At 75.3% G+C, this 18,573-nt stretch carries 17 protein-coding genes; 6 read left to right on the plus strand and 11 right to left on the minus strand.

Going from position 1 to position 18,573, the window contains the following annotated elements; translation table 11 throughout:
* Positions 1 to 22: 22 nt before the first annotated feature.
* On the minus strand, positions 23 to 1,213 hold the full coding sequence (locus JNO44_RS12390) for a beta-1,3-glucanase family protein (RefSeq protein WP_205363936.1): 1,191 nt from the start codon (positions 1,211 to 1,213) through the stop codon (positions 23 to 25).
* Between the two features lie 209 nt (positions 1,214 to 1,422).
* On the opposite strand from JNO44_RS12390, the gene JNO44_RS12395 reads away from it, so the two are divergent.
* Complete coding sequence (locus tag JNO44_RS12395; RefSeq protein WP_205363938.1) at positions 1,423 to 3,048, plus strand: PucR family transcriptional regulator; 1,626 nt, start codon at positions 1,423 to 1,425, stop codon at positions 3,046 to 3,048.
* A 25-nt stretch (positions 3,049 to 3,073) separates the two neighbouring features.
* Here JNO44_RS12395 and JNO44_RS12400 read toward each other — a convergent pair whose 3' ends face one another.
* A complete protein-coding gene (locus JNO44_RS12400; RefSeq protein ID WP_205363940.1) occupies positions 3,074 to 4,237 on the minus strand; it encodes a glycosyltransferase family 4 protein in 1,164 nt (387 codons plus the stop codon).
* Between the two features lie 414 nt (positions 4,238 to 4,651).
* A complete protein-coding gene (gene recN, locus JNO44_RS12405) occupies positions 4,652 to 6,388 on the minus strand; it encodes a DNA repair protein RecN (protein WP_205369713.1) in 1,737 nt (578 codons plus the stop codon).
* 245 nt (positions 6,389 to 6,633) lie between these two features.
* Here recN and JNO44_RS12410 point away from each other — a divergent pair, with 245 nt between their 5' ends.
* Positions 6,634 to 8,100 carry a S41 family peptidase gene (locus JNO44_RS12410; protein ID WP_205363942.1) on the plus strand — a complete coding sequence of 489 codons (1,467 nt, stop codon included), beginning with the start codon at positions 6,634 to 6,636 and terminating at the stop codon, positions 8,098 to 8,100.
* Between the two features lie 15 nt (positions 8,101 to 8,115).
* On the opposite strand, the gene JNO44_RS12415 is transcribed toward JNO44_RS12410, so the two are convergent.
* The 4 genes from JNO44_RS12415 to JNO44_RS44805 are packed head-to-tail and all read right to left on the minus strand — an operon-like array spanning position 8,116 to position 10,233.
* Positions 8,116 to 8,994 carry an NAD kinase gene (locus JNO44_RS12415; protein WP_039637662.1) on the minus strand — a complete coding sequence of 293 codons (879 nt, stop codon included), beginning with the start codon at positions 8,992 to 8,994 and terminating at the stop codon, positions 8,116 to 8,118.
* A 59-nt stretch (positions 8,995 to 9,053) separates the two neighbouring features.
* Positions 9,054 to 9,869 (minus strand): TlyA family RNA methyltransferase, encoded by an 816-nt coding sequence (locus JNO44_RS12420; protein ID WP_102923805.1) that lies wholly within the window; start codon positions 9,867 to 9,869, stop codon positions 9,054 to 9,056.
* A gap of 14 nt (positions 9,870 to 9,883) precedes the next feature.
* A complete protein-coding gene (locus JNO44_RS44800) occupies positions 9,884 to 10,030 on the minus strand; it encodes a hypothetical protein (RefSeq protein WP_338058565.1) in 147 nt (48 codons plus the stop codon).
* Complete coding sequence (locus tag JNO44_RS44805) at positions 10,027 to 10,233, minus strand: hypothetical protein (protein ID WP_338058566.1); 207 nt, start codon at positions 10,231 to 10,233, stop codon at positions 10,027 to 10,029. The genes JNO44_RS44800 and JNO44_RS44805 overlap by 4 nt, the downstream gene beginning before the upstream one ends.
* Before the next feature lie 64 nt (positions 10,234 to 10,297).
* On the opposite strand from JNO44_RS44805, the gene JNO44_RS12430 reads away from it, so the two are divergent.
* Positions 10,298 to 10,645: an SCP2 sterol-binding domain-containing protein gene (locus JNO44_RS12430; RefSeq protein ID WP_205363950.1), complete on the plus strand. Its 348-nt coding sequence runs from the start codon at positions 10,298 to 10,300 to the stop codon at positions 10,643 to 10,645.
* Here the strand turns inward: JNO44_RS12430 and JNO44_RS12435 are convergent.
* The 3 genes from JNO44_RS12435 to JNO44_RS12445 form a co-directional block, all read right to left on the minus strand.
* The gene (locus JNO44_RS12435; RefSeq protein ID WP_205363953.1) at positions 10,629 to 11,465 is read right to left on the minus strand and encodes an ABC transporter ATP-binding protein; all 837 of its coding nucleotides are present in this window, start codon (positions 11,463 to 11,465) and stop codon (positions 10,629 to 10,631) included. The two genes, JNO44_RS12430 and JNO44_RS12435, sit on opposite strands and share 17 nt — an antisense overlap.
* Before the next feature lie 76 nt (positions 11,466 to 11,541).
* The gene (locus JNO44_RS12440; RefSeq protein WP_420882637.1) at positions 11,542 to 12,669 is read right to left on the minus strand and encodes a FecCD family ABC transporter permease; all 1,128 of its coding nucleotides are present in this window, start codon (positions 12,667 to 12,669) and stop codon (positions 11,542 to 11,544) included.
* A 118-nt stretch (positions 12,670 to 12,787) separates the two neighbouring features.
* On the minus strand, positions 12,788 to 13,846 hold the full coding sequence (locus tag JNO44_RS12445; protein ID WP_205363956.1) for a FecCD family ABC transporter permease: 1,059 nt from the start codon (positions 13,844 to 13,846) through the stop codon (positions 12,788 to 12,790).
* A 111-nt stretch (positions 13,847 to 13,957) separates the two neighbouring features.
* Between JNO44_RS12445 and JNO44_RS12450 the strand changes: the two genes are divergently transcribed.
* Both JNO44_RS12450 and JNO44_RS12455 read left to right on the plus strand, forming a co-directional pair.
* On the plus strand, positions 13,958 to 14,995 hold the full coding sequence (locus JNO44_RS12450; protein ID WP_205363958.1) for an ABC transporter substrate-binding protein: 1,038 nt from the start codon (positions 13,958 to 13,960) through the stop codon (positions 14,993 to 14,995).
* 73 nt (positions 14,996 to 15,068) lie between these two features.
* Positions 15,069 to 15,971 (plus strand): siderophore-interacting protein, encoded by a 903-nt coding sequence (locus JNO44_RS12455; protein ID WP_205363959.1) that lies wholly within the window; start codon positions 15,069 to 15,071, stop codon positions 15,969 to 15,971.
* A gap of 95 nt (positions 15,972 to 16,066) precedes the next feature.
* On the opposite strand, the gene JNO44_RS12460 is transcribed toward JNO44_RS12455, so the two are convergent.
* Complete coding sequence (locus tag JNO44_RS12460) at positions 16,067 to 17,089, minus strand: HAD-IIA family hydrolase (RefSeq protein WP_205363961.1); 1,023 nt, start codon at positions 17,087 to 17,089, stop codon at positions 16,067 to 16,069.
* A gap of 178 nt (positions 17,090 to 17,267) precedes the next feature.
* Here JNO44_RS12460 and JNO44_RS12465 point away from each other — a divergent pair, with 178 nt between their 5' ends.
* Entirely contained in the window at positions 17,268 to 18,533 is a 1,266-nt protein-coding gene (locus tag JNO44_RS12465; RefSeq protein ID WP_205363963.1) for a DUF1015 family protein, read from the plus strand.
* The last annotated feature ends 40 nt before the right edge of the window (positions 18,534 to 18,573 follow it).

The raw sequence follows: 18,573 nt of genomic DNA on the forward strand, positions 1-18,573 counted from the left end.
TCGGTCTTCGGCTCCCCGTGGTTCAGAACGGTGTCAGGGTGAGGGTGAGTTCCCTGGGGGCGTGGTCCTCGATGTAGGAGGCGAAGCCGGCGACGTCGTCGAAGGCGAAGCCGTACGCCTTGCCGTCCGACGTCGCGGCGTGCATGGCGCGGGCGTAGTGGTTGGTGAGCGGCTGCTGGTAGAAGGCGGCCGGGTCGGTGACGGGCTGGGCGGCGTGGGTCGCCAGGGTGGCGCGGTTGAGGGCGGCGCCGAGGACGGCGGCCACCGGGCCCCGGGTGCCGTCGTTGGGGGCGGCCAGGGTGCCGTCGCAGAAGAGGACGTCACGGGTGGACGGTTTGTCGAAGGCGACCGTGCCGACGGGGGCACCCCCACCCCGGCCCTTGGGGCCTCGGGGTCCGGTGAAGGTGAGCCGGCCGCCGTCGGTCCGGCCGGTGAAGGTGCCGGCGGTGGTGGCGACGGTCAGGTCCTTGGCGGCGTACGCGGACCAGGCGGCGTCGATGGCGGGGGCGAAGTAGTCGGCGGCGAACAGGCCGCTGTCCAGGCCGTGGCCGGGGGCGATCACCCGCCGGTCGCCGACGACCAGGCGGTCGAAGCCCGCGGCGGCCTTGACGTCGGCGAAGATCCGGGCCCGGGCGCCGTCCTTGAGCGTGCCGGTGGTCTGGTCGGCGGCGCCGGTGAGCCGCAGGGCGAGCGGGACGCTGAACATGTCGACCATGGTGGTGTTGCAGTACATCCCGTCGGGGGTGCGGGTGAACTCGGCGCAGTCGTGCAGGACGTCGTAGTTGGGGTCGGAGGCGACCCAGCCCGCCGGGTAGGCCAGCGCGGGCCGGCCGTTGCCGTCGGCGACCGCCTTGATCTTGAGTTTGGCGCCGAGGCTGACGTAGATCCGGCCGGACATCGGGGGCAGCCCGAGGGTGGTGGGGCCGTTGGCGGCGAGCGGTATCGCGTAGTCGGTGTAGCCGTCCGGGCCGTTGTCGGCCAGGGCGACGGGGGCGGGGCGGCCGTCCGGGGTGACCCGGATCTGCTGGGTGCCGTCGTTACCGAGGAGGTAGATCCAGACGGAGCCGTTGGCGTAGGCGCCGGAGTTGTTGACGACGTGCAGCGGGAGGGGCGCCGCGGCGGGGCGGGCGGGGGCGCCGGCGGCGCGGCCGGCGAGGGCGGCGGTGGCGGCGCCGGCGGTGAGTCCGCCGAGCAGGGTGCGACGGGTGATCATGAGGCGGCTCCTTGTGGGGGGTGGGGTGAGCGCTCTCCGTGGGACGTGCGGGCACCCTGCCCAGTTGTCGCCGATCTCGTCAAGTGGGCCGTCGGGGGCGGGAGTTGGGAAACGCGTCGGGTGGGGCGGGGCGACCCTCCCCCGGGGCCACCGGGGACCATCCGGATCACATTCCTCCGGATGGTCGTCCTCGCGGTAGCGTTCGCGCCATGGGGCCGCATGCGAGGACCGACGCCGACATCACGGTGCGCAGGGCGCTGGAACTGCCGGCGCTGCGGCGCGGCCTGCCCGAGGTGCTGGCCGGCGAGGACCGGCTGGGCCGGCCGGTGCGCTGGGTGCACGCCGGCGAGGTCCCGCACATCGCCTCGCTGCTCAAGGGCGGCGAGCTGCTGCTGACCACCGGCCTCGGCGTGGGCACCCGGCCGTCCGAGCAGCGCGCCTTCATCCGCAAGCTCGCGGACCGGGACGTCGCCGCGCTGGTCGTGGAGCTGGGCTCGCGGTTCGACACGCTGCCGACGGCACTGATCGACGCCGCGCGGGACTGCGGGCTGCCGCTGATCCAACTGCACCGCGAGGTCCCGTACGTCACGGTCACCGAGGAGATCCACACCGAGATCATCAACGGCCACTACACCCTGCTGCGGCGCGCCGACGAGCTGTTGCGGCGCTGCACCGACGTGCTGCTGCGGGGCGGCGGCGCCCCGGAGGTGCTGCGGCTGCTCGCCGTCTTCACCGGCAATCCGCTGTGCCTGGAGGCCCCCGACGGCAGCCCGCTGTACGCGGCCGGGCCGGAGGGCGACGACGGCGGCGCGGACGCCGACCCCCTGCTGGCCTGGGAGGGGCTGCGGGAATCCGGCCTGCGGATCGAGGTGCCCGGCGGCGGACACGGGCCCGACACGGTGCGCGCCCGACTGGTGCTGCTCCCGGTGAACGGGCCGCTGGAGCCGGTGCACCGGATCGCCGCCGAGCGGGCCGCCGATCTGCTGGCCGTGGTGATGCTCCAGTCCCGGCAGGAGGAGGTGCTGGCCGCCCGGGGCCGCGGGGACTTCCTCGCCGAGCTCGCCGAGGGCCGGATCTCCGCGTCCGAGGCGCCGGCGCAGGCCCGCCTGCTGGGTTTCCGGCCGGGCGCCGACCCGGTGCTGCCGGTGGTGATGCGGCTGCCGGCCGCGCTCCCCTCCCCCGGCAGCTGGGCGGTGCTCGCCCAGGCGCTGCGCGAGGAGCTGGCCGCCCCCGGCGTGCCGGTGCTGCTCGGCGTGCGGCCCGTGGAGGGCCGGGTGCCGCTGCTGGTGGCGCTGCGGGCGGGACAGGACCGGGCGGCGCTGGCCGACCGGGTCGCCGAGGCGCTGCGGGCCGGGGTCATCCGGGCCGGCCTGGACCGGCCGTCCGCGCACCGCCCGGTGGTGGTGGTCGGCACGGCGGGCGACTGGGCGGCGGCCGGCCCCGGGCTGCGGCACGCGGCGGAGGCGGCGGCCGCGGCCCAGGGCCTGCCGGAGGCGCCCTGGCACGACGCCCGTCGCCTGGACATCGAACTGCTGCTGTGGCGGATGCGGGAGCACGGCGAGCCGGGGGTGCTCACCGACTTCGTCGAGCGCGCCATCGGCCCGCTACTGGCCCACGACCGGGGTGCCCGCCAGCCGCTGCTGCCGACCCTGGAGGCGTATCTGGCCAGCGCCGGCCGCAAGGCCGAGACCGCCCGCGATCTGAACGTCAACCGGCAGACCCTCTACGACCGGCTGGCGCGGATCGCCCAGCTGCTGGGGACCGACCTGGACGATCCGCAGACCGTGCTGGGGCTGCGGCTGGCGCTGCGGGCACGGCGGCACACCGAGCGGTAGGGCCCGTGCCGCCCGGCGGCCTTGGTCAGGCCGACCGCTCCGCCGACCGCGGCTGGGTCAGCTCGTCGTAGACGCTGAGGACCTGGGCGACGGTGTCGTTCTCGCTGGGCCAGCCGGCGGCCTGGGCGCGGCCGGCCACGGCCAGCGCGTCCCGGCGCACCGGGTCGGCCAGCAGGTCGAGGACCGTGTGGGCCAGGGCGGAGGCGTCGCCGTAGCGGACCAGGGCGGCGGCCCGGCCGACCAGTTCGGGGGTGCCGCCGGTGTCGGTGGCCACCAGGGGGACGCCGGCGCGCAGCGCCTCCTGGGCGATCAGCGAGCGCGCCTCCCACCGGCTGGGCAGCACCACCAGGTCGGCGGCGGCGAGGAGTGCGGGCACGTCGTCGCGGCGGCCGAGCAGTTGGACGGGCAGCCGTTCGCTGTCGATCCGGCGCTGCAGTGCGGCCCGTTGGCCGCCCTCGCCCGCGATGGCGAGCAGCGGCTGGGGGTCGAGCCCGCACCAGGCGTGGGCCGCGTCCAGCAGCAGGTCATGGCCCTGGGCGGGGTCGAGCCGGCCGACCGCGAGCAGCAACGGCCGGTCCACCACGCCCAGTTCGGCGCGCTCCTTGTCGCGGCCTCGGTCGGGGTCGGCGGCGGCGACCCGGCCGGGCCGGGGGCGCGGGATGGCGACCGGCGCGAGGCGGGCGTCCCGGGCGCCCCGCTCGCGCGCCCGGTCGACGAGGTCGGAGCAGACGCCCAGGACGACCGCCGCGGCCCGGGCCACCCGCCGCTCCATCAGGTGCACCAACCCGGCCCGCGCGCCCTCGGTGTGCGCCTTGGTGTGCCAGGTGATGACGAGCGGGACCCTCCCGCCGCGCGGGCCGCGCAGCCCGCGCAGCGCCATCGACGCGCGCAGCCCCGCCCGCAGACCGTGCGCATGGACCAGGTCGGTGTCCCAACAGGCGCCGCGCAGGACGGTCATGCTCGCCGGGTCCATCCGCGGGGCGACCGGCACGAACCGGGCGCCCGCCGCGGTGAAGCGGTACGCCTCCTCGGTCTCGGGTGGGGCGCACACGGTCACCCGGACCCCGCGGGCGGCCAGCCCCTCGGCCAGCGAGCGGACGTGGGCCGCGCTGCCGGCTCCGCCGTGGCCGAGCACCTGGACCGTGCGCAGCGGCGCGAGCCCGTGCGGCGGGGTCGGGGTGCTGGTCACGGCGTCGGACTCCTGGGTCGGGGGGCGGTACGGACCGTACCGGCGGGGCGGTTTGGCACTGCGAGGTGCTGCGATGCGCCGAGGCAGAGCGACGCACCGACCTGCGGACGGGTCGGGGCGGGCACGCCCCGGCTCCGCGCACCGCGCCCAGGATGCCAGTCCGGCGACGTCAATTCGGCACCGTGCGGACGCCGTTCCGGTGGGAAGTCTCACCCGCCGTTCCCCGGATTCACCCACATGGGCGACCCGGCGCGTGAGCGGACCGCAGCCCGAAAGGGGTGAAGCCACCCTTCCGGTCCACCTCCGCCGCTGTCCGGAACCCGCCCTTCACTGTCCGGATCGGGTCGCTCCGGATCTTCCGCGGGCCCTAGGCGTATTGATCACGAGCGTTGTTGACGCTTGTGATCAATACAGCTAGCGGCTGGTGCGGGCGGTCTCCAGCAGTTCCTCGGCGTGCGCCCGGGCCGTTTCGGAGTCCTCCTGGCCGGCCAGCATCCGGGACAGCTCGCGGATCCGGTCCTCGCCCTCCAGGACGGTGACGCCGCTGCGGGTCACCGACCCGTCGTTGGTCTTCTCCACCAGCAGCTGCCGGTCGGCGAACGCGGCGACCTGCGGGAGGTGGGTGACCACCACGACCTGCGCCGACTTCGCGAGCCGGGCCAGCCGCCGGCCGACCTCGACGGCCGCCTTGCCGCCGACGCCCGCGTCCACCTCGTCGAAGAGGTAGGTCGGCACCGGGTCCGAGCCGGCGAAGACGACCTCCACGGCCAGCATCACCCGGGAGAGCTCGCCGCCGGAGGCGCCCTTGGCGATCGGCCGGGGCGGGGCGCCCGGGTGCGGGGCCAGCAGGATCTCGACCTCGTCGGCGCCGGCCGGGCCGTAGGCCACGGTGCGGCCGTTCACCTCGATACCGTCGGCCTCGTCGGCGTCCTCGGCGAGCTCAGTCTGGTGCAGGGCGACGCTCACCCGGGCGTGCGGCATGGCCAGTTCGCCCAGTTCGGCGGTGACCGCGTCCGCGAAGCGCTCCGCGGAGGCGGCCCGGGCGTCGGTCAACTGCTGGGCCAGTTCGCCCAGTTCGGCGCGGAGGGCGTCGCGCTCGGCGGTCAGCTCGGCGATCCGGTCGTCGTCGCCGTCGAGTTCGGCGAGCCGGGCGGCGCTCTGCTCGGCCCAGGCCAGCACCGCGGTGATGTCCTCGCCGTACTTGCGGGTGAGGTGGTTCAGGGCGGCGCGGCGCTCCTCCACGGCGGCCAGTCGCCGCGGGTCGGCGTCCAGGCCGTCCGCGTAGCCGGCGAGTTCGGTGGCGACGTCGGCCATCAGGATGCCGATCTCGCCGAGCCGGTCGGCCAGTGCGGCCAGGTCGCGGTCGTGGCCGCGGACCGACTCCAGGGCGCGGTGGGCGCCGGCGACCAGGGTGGTGGCGTCGACGGCCTCGGGGTCCTCGGGGTTGCCGGCCAGCGCGGCGTGCGCGGCGACCGCGGCGGACGCCAGCGCCTCGGCGTGGCCGAGCCGTTCGGCCTCGGCGGCGAGTTCGGTGTCCTCGCCGGGCAGCGGCTCGGTGGCGGCGATCTCGTCCAGGCCGAAGCGGAGCAGATCGGCTTCCTGGGCGCGCTCGCGGGCCCGGGTGGTCAGCTCGTCCAGCTCGGTGGCGACGGTGCGCAGCCTGCGGTGCGCGCCGGTGTACTTGGCGAGCGGGACGGCGACCGCGTCCCCGGCGTAGCGGTCCAGGGCCTGGCGCTGGCGGGCCGGCCGCAGCAGACCCTGCTGGTCGGTCTGGCCGTGCACCGCGACCAGGTCGTCGGCGAGGTCGCCGAGCACCCCGACCGGTACCGAGCGGCCGCCCACATGGGCCCGCGAGCGGCCCTCGGCGGAGACCGTGCGGCTGATCAGCAGCGCACCGTCGTCCAGCTCCGCGCCGGCCTCCTCGGCCCGCACGGCCGCGGGGGACGAGGAATTGAGGACGATCGTGCCCTCGACCACCGCCGCCCTGGCGCCGATCCGCACCAGGGCGGGGTCCGCGCGCCCGCCCAGCAGCAGGCCGAGACTGGTGACGACCATGGTCTTGCCGGCGCCGGTCTCGCCGGTCACCGCCGTGAAGCCCGGGGACAGCTCGACGACCGCGTCGTCGATGACACCCAGGGACCGGATCCGCATCTCCTCCAACACGGGTATGACCTTACGAGGTCCGGGGGCCGCCCCGCGACGGCCTCCCCCACACCGCTTCCCGGCTCCGGCCCCCGTCCCGCCCCGTCCGGACGCCGCGCAGGCCCGGGACGTGCGGAAAACCGCACCACGGAAGGGGGTGGCCGCCGCAGTGCGCCCGACCGGGCCCGAACGGCACGCTGAGCGGACACCGCGGCCCGTGCCGCAATCCGTTCCGACTTCCCCGAGGTACTTCCATGAGTGACCCGGCAGCGCCCCGTCAGGCCCGCCGCCCGCGCACCGCCGTCCTCCTGGCCACCGCGCTGGCCACCGTCACCGCGCTCACCGCCTGTGCCGCCCCGGCGGCTCCCGCCCGCGCCGCGGGGGCCGCCGCGCCCTCCCTGGACGGCGTCTGGCGGACGGACGGCTACGGCACCCTCGTCACGATCGAGGGCCGCACACTCAAGACGTACGAGACCACCGCGATCAGCTGCCTGCCGGGCGCGGTCACCGGCAGCCGGGCCGGCACCCCCGGCGCGGACGGCGCGCTCCGCTTCACCGTGCCGGACTCCGCGCCGCTGACCGTGACCCCGACGGGCACCGACCGCGCCCGGATGGCCTTCGAGGACAACGTCGGCCACCACGCACTGCGCCGGGCCGGGGCGCTGCCGAAGCGCTGCGGTGCCCGGCCGGCCCGGGACCCGCGGGCGGTCTTCGACATCTTCTGGCAGACATATGCGGAGAACTACCCCTTTTTCCGGGCGAAGGGCATCGGCTGGAACGCGGTCCGGGGCCGCTACCGCCCCCGGATCACCGCGACGACGACGGACGCCGAACTCTTCGCGGTGCTGCGCGCGATGATCGAGCCGCTGCACGACGCGCACACCCGGGTCGTCGCCGGACCGGACCGGTGGTTCGCCGGCGGCCGTCCCGGCACCGTGCTGCCCACGCCCGAGTTCACCGCCCGCGTCGACCGGGCGATCGCCGCGAACCTCGGGCCGGGCGCCGTCCAGCGGCACTGGGCCGGCGGCAGGCTCTCCTACGCCGATCTGCCCGGCCGGATCGGCTACTTCCGGGTCACCCAGTTCGCCAAGTACACCGAGCGGGGCGACTACGCGGGGGACGTCGCCGAGCTCGACCGGGCGCTGGACGCGATCTTCACCAGGGCCCGCACCCAGGGCCCCGGCGCGCTGCGCGGACTCGTCCTGGACCTGCGGCTCAACGGCGGCGGCTCGGACGCCCTGGGCCTGCGGATCGCCTCCCGGCTCACCGACCGGCCCTACACCGCGTACCGCAAGCGGGTCCGGAACGACCCGCGGCACCCGGGCGGGTTCACGGCGCCGGAGCCGATCACCGTCCGTCCGCACCGCGGCCCGCTCTACACCGGACCGCTGGCCGTGCTCACCGGCCGGCTGACGATCAGCGCGGGCGAGACCTTCACCCAGTCCCTGATGGGCCGCTCCCCCGCGCCCACCCGGATCGGCGAGAACACCCAGGGCGTCTTCTCCGACGTGCTGGAGCGGGCGCTGCCGAACGGCTGGAGCTTCGGCCTGCCCGACGAGGAGTTCCTGACGGACGACGGCCGGGCCTTCGACGGCCCCGGCATCCCGCCCGCCGTCCGCACCCCGGTCTTCACCGACGCGGAACTCACCGCCGGGCGCGACACCGCCCTGGCCCGGGCGCGGGAGCTGCTGGCGCGCGGCACCGGGACGGCGTCGTCCTGACGAAGCCCTGTCGGGTCAGTGCGGCGCGCCCCGCCAGCCGGCCACCGGGAGGGCGAACTTGGCGACCAGCCGGTCGGTGAAGGAGGCGTGGTGCAGCCGGGCCAGACGGACCGGGACCGCGCCGCGGCGGACCTCGACCCGGGCGCCGGCGGGGAGCTCGACGCTGCGCCGTCCGTCGCACCACAGCACCCCGTGCGGGGTCTTGGGCTGGACCTCGACGGCCAGCACCGAGGTCGGCGAGGTGACCAGCGGCTTGGCGAACAGCGCGTGGGCGCTGATCGGGACCATCAACAGCGCCTCGACCTCCGGCCAGACGACCGGGCCGCCGGCCGAGAAGGCGTACGCGGTCGAGCCGGTCGGGGTCGCGCAGACCACCCCGTCGCCGCCGAAGCGGGAGACCGGCCGGCCGTCCACCTCGGTGACGACCTCCAGCATCCGCTCGCGGGCGGCCTTCTCCACGGACGCCTCGTTGAGCGCCCAGTCGGTGTGCACCACGGCGCCGTTGTTGCGCACCAGGACGTCGAGGGTCATCCGCTCCTCGACCTCGTAGGAGCGGGTGACGACCCGGTCGACGACCTTGTCGAGGTCGTCGCGCTCGGCCTCGGCCAGGAAGCCGACCCGGCCGAGGTTGACGCCGAGCATCGGCACGCCGGACGTCCGGGCGAAGTCGGCGCCGCGCAGCAGCGTGCCGTCCCCGCCCAGGACGACCAGCAGTTCGCAGCCCTCGGCCGCGCAGGGCTCGGACTCCACGCGCTCGACCGGGTCCGGCAGCGGCAGGTCGGTGGCCTCCTCGGCCAGCACCCGCACGCCGATCCCGCTGCGCAGCAGCCCCTGGACGACGAGTTCGGCGCTGCGGATGGCCGCCGGGCGCCCGGTGTGCGCGAGCAGGAACACCGTCCGCCCGGCGCCGCCGCTCTGCGGTGCTGCGCTGCCTTCAACTGCCTGGGTAGTGGTCAACTGGGCCCCTCCGCCACTGCACGGTCGACATCCGCCGGGTCGAGTGCAGGCGCCCCGGCGCGCAGCCACAGAAAGTACTCGACATTGCCCGAGGGGCCGGGCAACGGGCTCGCGGTCACACCGAGGACGCCCAGCCCCAGCCCGGCCGCGCGGTCCGCGACGCCGCGCACCGCCTCGGCCCGCAGTGCCGCGCTGCGCACCACCCCGCCGCTGCCCAGCCGCTCCTTGCCGACCTCGAACTGCGGCTTGACCATCAGCACCAGGTCGGCGTCGGGCGCCGCGCAGCGCACCAGCGCGGGCAGGACCAGGCCGAGCGGGATGAAGGAGAGGTCGCCGACGACCAGGTCGACGGGCCGGTCGTCGATCTGATCGAGGGTCAGCTCGCGGACGTTGGTGCGGTCCTTGACGGTGACCCGCTCGTCGCTCTGCAGCTGCCAGGCGAGCTGCCCGTAGCCGACGTCCACCGCGACGACATGGCCGGCGCCGGACCGCAGCAGGACGTCGGTGAAGCCGCCGGTGGAGGCGCCGGCGTCGAGCGCCCGGCGGCCCTCGACGCGCAGCCCGCGCGGGACGAAGGCGGCCAGCGCCCCGGCGAGCTTGTGACCGCCGCGCGAGACGTACTCCGGGTCGCTCTCGTCCGCCCGGACGACCAGGGCCGCGCTGGTCTCCACCTGGGTGGCCGGTTTGGTCGCGGTCGTCCCGCCGACGGTCACCCGGCCCGCGGCGATCAGCTGGCTCGCGTGCTCCCGCGAGCGGGCCAGCTTGCGGCGCACCAGCTCCGCGTCGAGACGGCGTCGTGCCACTCCTGCCACCTGTGGTTCAGCTCCTACTGTTCGAGCCGGCCGGGACGGCCGGGACGGTCGTGCGTCGGGGACGGGGACGGGGCGGGCGGCCCGGGGTGCTGGTCGAGGCCGGCCAGCACGTCGCGCAGCCCACGGTGGACATCCTCGTACATGTCCAGGTGGCCGCTCACCGGGAGGTGGTCGGCTTCGGCCAGGCGCCGCAGGTCGCCGTCGACCGCGGCCTGGCCGGTGGGGTCACCGCCAGCCCGAGCGGCCGGGGGCCGGCCGGCTCGGCGGGCTCCACGGCCTCGGGGGCCTGCTGGGGGGCCGGCTCCGGTGCCGCGTCCGGGGTGTCGGGGGCCGCCTGCGCCGGGCCGTTCGTCGGGTCTGCCATGCCCCCGACGCTACCTCGGCCGTGCGCCCCCGGCCGTCCGTGACCTGGCGTATCGTCGGGCGCGATGGCAACTCTCGACCAGTGCCGCGCCGCGCTCGACCGGCTGGCCCACAACCTTGCGTCGGCGGACGGCGAGGTGCGCAGCGCCACGGCGCTCGACCGCTCCGTCAGCTGCCGCATCACCGACCTGGACACCACCTTCGTCGGCCGGCTGGCCGACGGCAGCCTGCGGGACGTGATCTGCCTCGCCGGACCGCCGCCCCAGAAGGCCGAGATCCGGCTGGCGATGACCGGGGACGACCTGGTCGCGCTGGTGGACGGCCGGCTCAACTTCGCCCGGGCCTGGGGCAGCGGCCGGGTGAAGCTGGAGGCCGGCCTGCGCGACCTGCTGCGGCTCAGGGCCCTGCTGTAGCCGCCGCGGTGGCCGACGCCGCCGCGGCGGCCTCCCGGGGCCGGCGGGCGGCCGGCACGACCAGCGGGGTGCCGCTCTCGGGGTCGTCGATGATCCGGCATTCGATGCCGAAGACCCGGCCCACCAGGTCAGCGGTGACGATGTCCGACGGCGCGCCCTCGGCGATCACCTCGCCGTCCTTCATGGCGATCAGGTGGGTGGCGTAGCGGGCCGCCTGGTTGAGGTCGTGCAGCACCGCGACCAGGGTGCGGCCCTGCTCCTCGTGGAGGGTGGCGCACAGGTCCAGCACCTCGATCTGGTGCTGGATGTCGAGGTAGGTGGTCGGCTCGTCGAGGAGGAACAGCGGGGTCTGCTGGGCCAGCGCCATGGCGATCCAGACCCGCTGCCGCTGCCCGCCGGAGAGCTCGTCGACGTAGCGGTCGGCCAGCCCGGCCACGCCGGTCGCGGCCATCGACTCCTGGACGATCCGCTCGTCCTCGGCCGACCACTGGCGCAGCAGTCCCTGGTGCGGGTAGCGGCCGCGGGCCACCAGGTCGGCGACGGTGATGCCGTCGGGGGCGACCGAGGACTGCGGCAGCAGGCCCAGCGTGCGGGCGACCTGCTTGGCCGGCAGCGAGGAGATCGCCTGGCCGTCGAGCAGGACCGCGCCGGCGGCCGGCTTGAGCATCCGCGACAGCGCGCGCAACAGCGTGGACTTGCCGCAGGCGTTGGGGCCGACGATGACGGTGAAGGAGTGGTCGGGGATGGCGACCGAGAGGTGCTCGGCGATGGTCCGCTGGTCGTAGGCGAGGGTGAGGCCCTCGGCCGTGAGACGGCTCACTGGATGGCTCCTGAGGTGATGGGGGTGGTCGGATCGCTGGGGTGGCCGGGGGCCGCGATGACGGGCGGCCGGCCGCTCACACCCGTCCCGCCTTGCGCTCGGCGACCAGCAGCCACAGCAGATAGCCGCCGCCGAGGACGCCGGTCAGCACACCGACCGGCAGTTGGTCGGCGCCGAAGAGCCGCTGGGCGGCCCAGTCCGCGCCGACCAGCAGTGCGGCGCCCATCAGCGCGGCGGGCAGCAGGTTGGGGCCGGGCGCACGGGTCAGCCGGCGGGCGAGTTGGGGTGCGGTGAGGGCCACGAAGGAGATCGGGCCGGCCGCGGCGGTACCGGCCGCGACGAGGACCACGGCGACCAACAGGACGGTGATCCGCACCCGTTCGGTGCGGACGCCCAGCGCGGCGGCCGCGTCGTCGCCCATCTCCAGCATCCGCAGCGGCCGCGCACACAGCAGCGCCACCGGGACCAGCACCGCGCAGACCGCGGCCAGCGGGCCGACCTGGCTCCAGTCGCGGCCGCTCAGCGAACCGGTCATCCACAGGGTGGCCCGGGCCGCGTCGTAGAGGGTGGACTTCGTCAGGAGGTAGAGCACGACGGCGTAGAGCATGGCGGCGGTGCCGATGCCGACGAGGACGAAGCGGTAGCCGTGGACACCGCGCTTCCAGGCGAGCAGGAAGATGGCCAGGCCGGTGATCACGCCGCCGACGACCGCGCCGGCGGCCACCGTGCGGGGCTCGCCGTGGAACCACACGATGACGACCAGCGCGCCGACCGAGGCGCCCTGGGAGAGTCCGAGCATGTCCGGGCTGCCCAGCGGGTTGCGGGAGACGGCCTGGAAGGCCGCGCCGGCGATCCCGAAGGCGGCACCGACCAGCAGCCCCACCAGCACCCGCGGCAGCCGCAGTTCGTGCACGATGAACTCCTGGCCGGTGGTGCCGCCGCCGGTCAGGGTGGTGAGCACCTCCGAGGGGGTCATCGGGTAGTCGCCGGAGCCGATCAGGGCGACGGTGGCGGCCACCGCGACGGCCAGCAGCAGCGCCCCGGACAGGACGGCGCGCAGGTCCAGGCGGAGCGAGAGCCCGCCCGCGGTCCGCACCACCCGGGTCCGCCGGCCGGCCGGCGCCCCGCTCCGCGGCCCGGCCGCGGTACTCTCCCCCGGCCGTCCCGGAGTCCCGGACCCGTCCGGCTTCACCCTCGCGTGCACTGCCTCTCCTCGCTCGCCGCGTCCGTTCACAGCGCTCCCCCGCCCGCTTCTCCGCCAGCGCGGCGCAGCAGCGCGCCTCTCGTACCCGTCAGCAGCCCGGCGGCCGCGCGTGCGACGCTCACAGTTGGGCCATCCGTCGGCGTCGGACGAGGAAGATGAAGACCGGGCCGCCGATGACGGCGGTGACGATGCCGACCTGGAGTTCGCCGGGCCGGGCCAGCACGCGCCCGAGCACGTCCGCGCCGACCAGCAGCACCGGCGAGAGCACCGCCGAGTACGGCAGGATCCAGCGCAGGTCCGGCCCGGTGAGGACGCGGACCGCGTGCGGCACCATCAGGCCGAGATAGACGATCGGGCCGCAGGCCGCGGTGGCCCCGCCGCACAGCAGGGTGACCGCGAGCATGGCCAGCACCCGGGTGCGGGTCAGTCGGGCGCCCAGTGCCCGGGCCTGGTCGTCGCCGAGCGCAACGGCGTTGAGCGGGCGGGCGAGCAGCAGCGCGAGCAGCGCGCCGACGGCCAGGAACGGCGCGATCCGCGTCACCGTCGGCAGGGTCGCGTTGGCCAGCGAGCCGACCGTCCAGAACCGCATCCGGTCCAGTGCCGCGGAGTCCATGAGGTTGACGGCGTTGAGGTAGCCGGTGAGGACGGCGGTCAGTGCGGTGCCGGCCAGCGCGAGCCGGACCGGGGTGCCGTTGCGGGTGCCGCCGAGCACGTGGACCGCGACGGATACCAGCGCGGCGCCGGCGAAGGCGAACCACACATAGCCGGTCAGCGAGGTGACGCCGAGGAAGCTGATGGCGGAGACCACCGCGGCCGAGGCGCCGGCGTTGATGCCGAGGATGCCGGGGTCGGCGAGCGGGTTGCGGGTGAGCGCCTGCATGACGGTGCCGGCCAGGCCGAGCGCGGCGCCGACCAGCAGTCCGAGGAGCGTGCGCGGCAGCCGTACGTCGCGGATGACGACGTCGGTGTCGGAGCCGGAGTAGTGGAACACCCCGTGCCAGACCTGGTCGAGGGGGATCGCCTTGGCGCCGACGGCGATGCCCAGGACGGCGACGACGGCGAGGAGCGCGAGGCAGGCGGCCAGTCCCGCGGCGCGGGCGGCAGGCCGCCGCCGGGGTGCGGTGGGGGCCGTCGCCGCGTCGGTGGGACTGTCGACGGGAGGACTGTCAACCAACACGCCAGTTAGGTTAGCCTACCCTCACAAGCAGTCGATCTACCGGCCCTTGCGGTTCGGCCCGTCCGCCATGCCCGTTGGGGCGCTCCGCCTCCAGAGAGAAGCACGCACGTCATGAGAACCCCCCGAAGCGTATCCCCGTCCCGACGCGGTGTCCTGGCCGCCGGCGGTGCCCTCGGCATCGGCGCGCTGCTCGCCGCCTGCGGGGGGAGCAAGGGGTCCGGAGGGTCCGGGAGTTCCGACGGCGGCGGCAAGGGCGGCCCGTGGTCCTTCATCGACGACCGCGGGCAGAAGGTCTCGCTGCCCGGGACACCGCACCGGATCGTCGCCTTCACCGGCAGCGCCGCGGCCCTGCACGACTTCGGGATCGACGACCGGATCGTCGGCGTCTTCGGCCCCACCAAGCTGCCGAACGGCAAGCCCGACCCGCAGGCCGGCGACCTCGACGTCGACAAGGTCACCATCCTCGGCAACGCCTACGACCAGTTCAACGTCGAGAAGTACGCCGGCCTCGGCCCCGATCTGCTGGTCACCAACATGTACGAGCCCGGCGCGCTCTGGTTCGTCCCGGACAGCAGCAAGGACAAGATCACCAAGCTGGCCAAGTCCGTGGCCCTCACCTCGTCGCGGGTGCCGCTGGACCGGATCATCGGGCGGTACGCGGAGTTCGCCGCGTCGCTCGGCGCGGACCTGAAGGCCAAGAAGGTCACCGACGCCAAGGCCCGCTTCGAGCAGGCCGCGGCGCGGCTGCGCAAGGCCGCCGCCGCCCACCCGGTCAAGGTCCTCGCCTGCTCCGGCAGCGCCGACTTCTTCTACGCCTCCAACCCCGGCATCAGCGCGGACCTGATGTACTTCAGGTCCCTCGGCGTGGACCTGATCGTCCCCGACCACCTCGACAAGGGCGGCTACTTCGAGAGCCTGAGCTGGGAGAACGCCGACAAGTACAAGGCCGACGTCCTCCTGCTGGACAACCGGACCGCCACCCTCCAGCCCAAGGACCTGGCCGCCAAGCCGTCCTGGGCCCGACTGCCCGCCGTCAAGGCCGGCCAGATCACCCCCTGGGCCAGCGAGCCGCGCTTCTCCTACGCCGGCGCCGCCCCACTCCTGGAGTCGCTCGCCCAGGCCATCGAGCACGCGAAGAAGGTCAACTGACGCACCGCCGGGCCGGCTTCGCCGCCGGCCCGGTCACCCCACCCCACCCCGCACCGTCCCGGGAGGTTCCCGAATGACCGCGACCGCCACCCCCACCACCGCGCCGTTCCGCTTCTTCGACGTCCAGGTCGCCCGCACCCGGCGCCTGGGCCCCTCCATGGTCCGGATCACCTTCACCGGCGAACGGCTGGAGGAGCTGGTGTCCGGCGGCCGGGACCAGCGCTTCAAACTGTTCCTCCCGCAGCCCCACCAGACCGCGCCGGTCTTCGACGACATGGGGGACGGCTGGTACACCGCCTGGCGGGCGCAGGACCCGGCCGAGCGCCCGGTGATGCGCTCGTACACGATCCGCGAACAGCGCCCCGACCCTTGCGAGTTCGACGTGGACTTCGCGCTGCACGGCGCCGACGACCCGGCGTCCCCCGCCCTCGACTCCGGCGGGCCGGCCAGCCGCTGGGCGCTCCGGGCCCGGCCGGGCGACCGGCTGACCGTCCTCGCCCCGGCCGTCGAGGACAACGGCGGGGTGGACTTCCGGCCGCCGCCCGGCACCGACTGGATCCTGCTGACCGGTGACGAGACCGCCCTGCCGGCCATCGCCGGGATCCTGTCCTGGCTCTCGCCCGGCACGGTGGCCAAGGTGTGGATCGAGGTCGGGCACGAGGACGACCGGCAGCCGCTGCCGACCTTCGCCGACGTCGAGGTCAGCTGGCTGGTCCGCTCCCACGGCCGCGACGGCGCGGACGGCGGGCCCGTCCTGGACGCGCTGCGCGCCGCCGACCTGCCCGAGGGCACCCCGTACTCCTGGATCGCCGGCGAGGCCGGCACCGTCAAGGCGGTGCGCCGGCATCTCGTCGGGGAGCGCGGATTCGACCGCCGCGCGGTGAAGTTCACCGGCTACTGGCGGCGCGGCGCCACCGAGGAGGACCTGATCGCGGAGCTGACCGCGGCCGCCACGGCCGCCGCCGGCAAGGAGTGACCCACCGGCCCGCCCGTCCCCCGCACGGCCCCGCCGCTCCTCGCGACGGGGCCCGCCGGCCTTCCGACCCACGCCGCGAGTTATGTGATGTGCCGTCACATACCGAGCGCACGCAGGGGCTTGGTCGCGTCCGCCGGACAACTCCCGGTGCCCGCCGCGGTCCAGGCCGCCGCGCACAGCGCCCGCAGCCCGTCCAGCGGCTCCCCCGCGCCGTCCAGGACCAGTTCGTCGCCGGCCGCCTCGGCCCGCCAGTCGCCGCAGCGGAAGCCGGTGCCGTCCGCCGCCACCTCCGGCTGCGGTCGCAGCAGTCCCCGCAGATCCGCGTCCACGTACGTCGGCCGGTGCTCGGGCGGCGCGGCCAGCAGGGCCGCCGGGGTGGTGACGCCGGTGAGCACCAGCAGGGAGTCCACGCCGCCGTTCCAGGCGCCCTCGATGTCGGTGTCGAGCCGGTCCCCGATCACCAACGGCCGCTGCGCGCCGGTCCGCAGCACCGTCTCGCGGTGCATCGGCGGCTGCGGCTTGCCCGCGACCTGCGGCGCCCCGCCGGCGGCGATCCGCACCACCTCCACCAGCGCGCCGTTGCCCGGCGCGATCCCGCGCTCCTTGGGGATGGTCAGGTCGGTGTTGGAGGCGAACCACGGCACCCCCCGCTGCACCGCGTACGCGGCCTCCGCCAGCCGCTCCCAGTCCAGCGCCGGGTCGAAGCCCTGGACCACCGCCGCCGGGTCGTCGTCCGCCGACGCCACCGGCACCAGCCCGCGCTCGCGCAGCGCCACCCGCAGCCCCTCGCCCCCGACGGCCAGCACCCGGGAGCCGGCCGGCACCTGCTCGGAGATCAAGCGGGCCACCGCCTGCGCCGAGGTGATCACGTCCTCGGCGGTCGTGGGGAGACCGAATCCGGACAGTTGGCCGGCCACCGCCTGCGGGGTCCGGGAAGCGTTGTTGGTCACATACGCGAGGTGCATGCCGCCCTCCCGCGCCGTGGTGAGCGACGCCACGGCGTGCTCTATGGCCCGTCCGCCGGCATAGACCACCCCGTCCAGATCCAGCAGCGCCGTGTCGTACGCCTCGCTCAGCGCGCGCCGGCATCCGTCGGGCCGCCTGCGAACCTCTTCCATGCCGTCCTGCTCCTCGCTCCTCCGTGCCGCACGGAGGCTCGCCCCGCACTCCGTGCGCGGGCCGTCCGGCGCCCCCCCGGGCCGGTCCCTCCGCCATCGCGCGGCCACCGATAATTCCGGCCGATTCACGGCCGCTCCCCCGATCATCCCGCACCCGCTCCCGGCATAGCATTCTTCAATGACCAGTACCGACGGCCTCCGCCTCCTCCCGTTCCGCGGCCTGCGCTACGCCCCGGACCGGGTCAGCAGCCTCACCGCGGTCACCTCCCCGCCCTACGACGTCGTGGTCCGCCCGGACGGGGTCCGCGAGTTGGAGACCTCCGATCCGTACAACATCGTCCGGTTGATCCTGCCGCACACCGCGGACCCCACCGCCCGCCACCGCCAGGCCGCCGAGACCCTGCGCCGCTGGCGCGACGAGGGAATCCTCACACCGGATCCGGAGCCCGCGCTGTACGTCTACGAGCAGCGCGGCGGCGACACCCTCCAACGCGGCCTGATCGGCGCGCTCCGCCTGGACGGCCCGGTACTGCCCCACGAAGACGTCATCCCCGAGGTGGTCGAGGACCGGGCCGCCCTGATGGGCGCCGCGGCGGCCAACTTCGAGCCACTGCTGCTGTCGTACCGCGGCCAGGGCACCGCGAACGGCGCCACCGCGGTCATCGAGCGCACCGTCCAGCACGCCCCGCTGCTGGCCACCACCACCGAGGACGGCTTCGCGCACCGCCTGTGGGCGGTCACCGACCCCGCCGAGCTGGCCGCCATCGACGCGGACCTGGCCCAGCGGCAGGCGCTGATCGCCGACGGCCACCACCGCTGGGCGACCTACCAACGGCTCCACGAGCAGCGGCCGGAGGCCGGCCCGGACTCCCCGTGGGCATCCGGGCTGGTGCTGCTGGTCGACACCGCCCGCTATCCGCTCCAGGTCCGGGCGATCCACCGGGTGCTGCCGCACCTGTCGCCCGACAAGGCACTGGCGGACGTGGCCGGCGCGTTCCGGGTCAGCCGGCTGCCCGACGAACCGGCCGCCGCCCTGGAGGCACTGGCCCACACGCCCGGAACCGCCTTCGTGCTGTCCGGCGGCCCGGACTCCTTCCACCTCCTGGACCGCCCCGACCCCGGCCTGCTGGACCGGGCGATCCGCACCGACCGCCCCGAGGCGTGGCGGCGGCTGGACGCGACGGTGCTGCACTCGGTGCTGCTGGACGAGGTCTGGCGGATCCCGGACCACCCATCGGACATCGGCTATCTGCATCACACCGGGGCGGCGGTGGCGCAGGCCGCCCGGCACGGCGGAACGGCGGTCCTGATGCGCGCCACTTCGGAGGAGACGGTCCGTCAACTCGCCCAGCAGGGCGTGACGATGCCCCGCAAGTCCACCTCGTTCGGCCCCAAGCCGGCGACCGGTCTGGTGCTGCGCACCCTGGACGACCAAGGGAGCTGACCCTCCGCGGGCGCCCGTCCCGGACGGCACCCCGCACCCA

The organism is Streptomyces noursei (genome assembly GCF_016917755.1).
GTDB classification, from domain to species: domain Bacteria; phylum Actinomycetota; class Actinomycetes; order Streptomycetales; family Streptomycetaceae; genus Streptomyces; species Streptomyces yunnanensis.

What these genes read in the sequence shown, in the direction of transcription:
- JNO44_RS12465 (WP_205363963.1), top strand. Translation starts at nt 17,268, where the DNA reads ATGACCAGTACCGACGGCCTCCGCCTCCTCCCGTTCCGCGGCCTGCGC.
- JNO44_RS12460 (WP_205363961.1), bottom strand. Translation starts at nt 17,089, where the DNA reads ATGGAAGAGGTTCGCAGGCGGCCCGACGGATGCCGGCGCGCGCTGAGC.
- JNO44_RS12455 (WP_205363959.1), top strand. Translation starts at nt 15,069, where the DNA reads ATGACCGCGACCGCCACCCCCACCACCGCGCCGTTCCGCTTCTTCGAC.
- JNO44_RS12410 (WP_205363942.1), top strand. Translation starts at nt 6,634, where the DNA reads ATGAGTGACCCGGCAGCGCCCCGTCAGGCCCGCCGCCCGCGCACCGCC.
- JNO44_RS44805 (WP_338058566.1), bottom strand. Translation starts at nt 10,233, where the DNA reads ATGGCAGACCCGACGAACGGCCCGGCGCAGGCGGCCCCCGACACCCCG.
- JNO44_RS12430 (WP_205363950.1), top strand. Translation starts at nt 10,298, where the DNA reads ATGGCAACTCTCGACCAGTGCCGCGCCGCGCTCGACCGGCTGGCCCAC.
- JNO44_RS12390 (WP_205363936.1), bottom strand. Translation starts at nt 1,213, where the DNA reads ATGATCACCCGTCGCACCCTGCTCGGCGGACTCACCGCCGGCGCCGCC.
- JNO44_RS12450 (WP_205363958.1), top strand. Translation starts at nt 13,958, where the DNA reads ATGAGAACCCCCCGAAGCGTATCCCCGTCCCGACGCGGTGTCCTGGCC.
- recN (WP_205369713.1), bottom strand. Translation starts at nt 6,388, where the DNA reads ATGCGGATCCGGTCCCTGGGTGTCATCGACGACGCGGTCGTCGAGCTG.
- JNO44_RS12395 (WP_205363938.1), top strand. Translation starts at nt 1,423, where the DNA reads ATGGGGCCGCATGCGAGGACCGACGCCGACATCACGGTGCGCAGGGCG.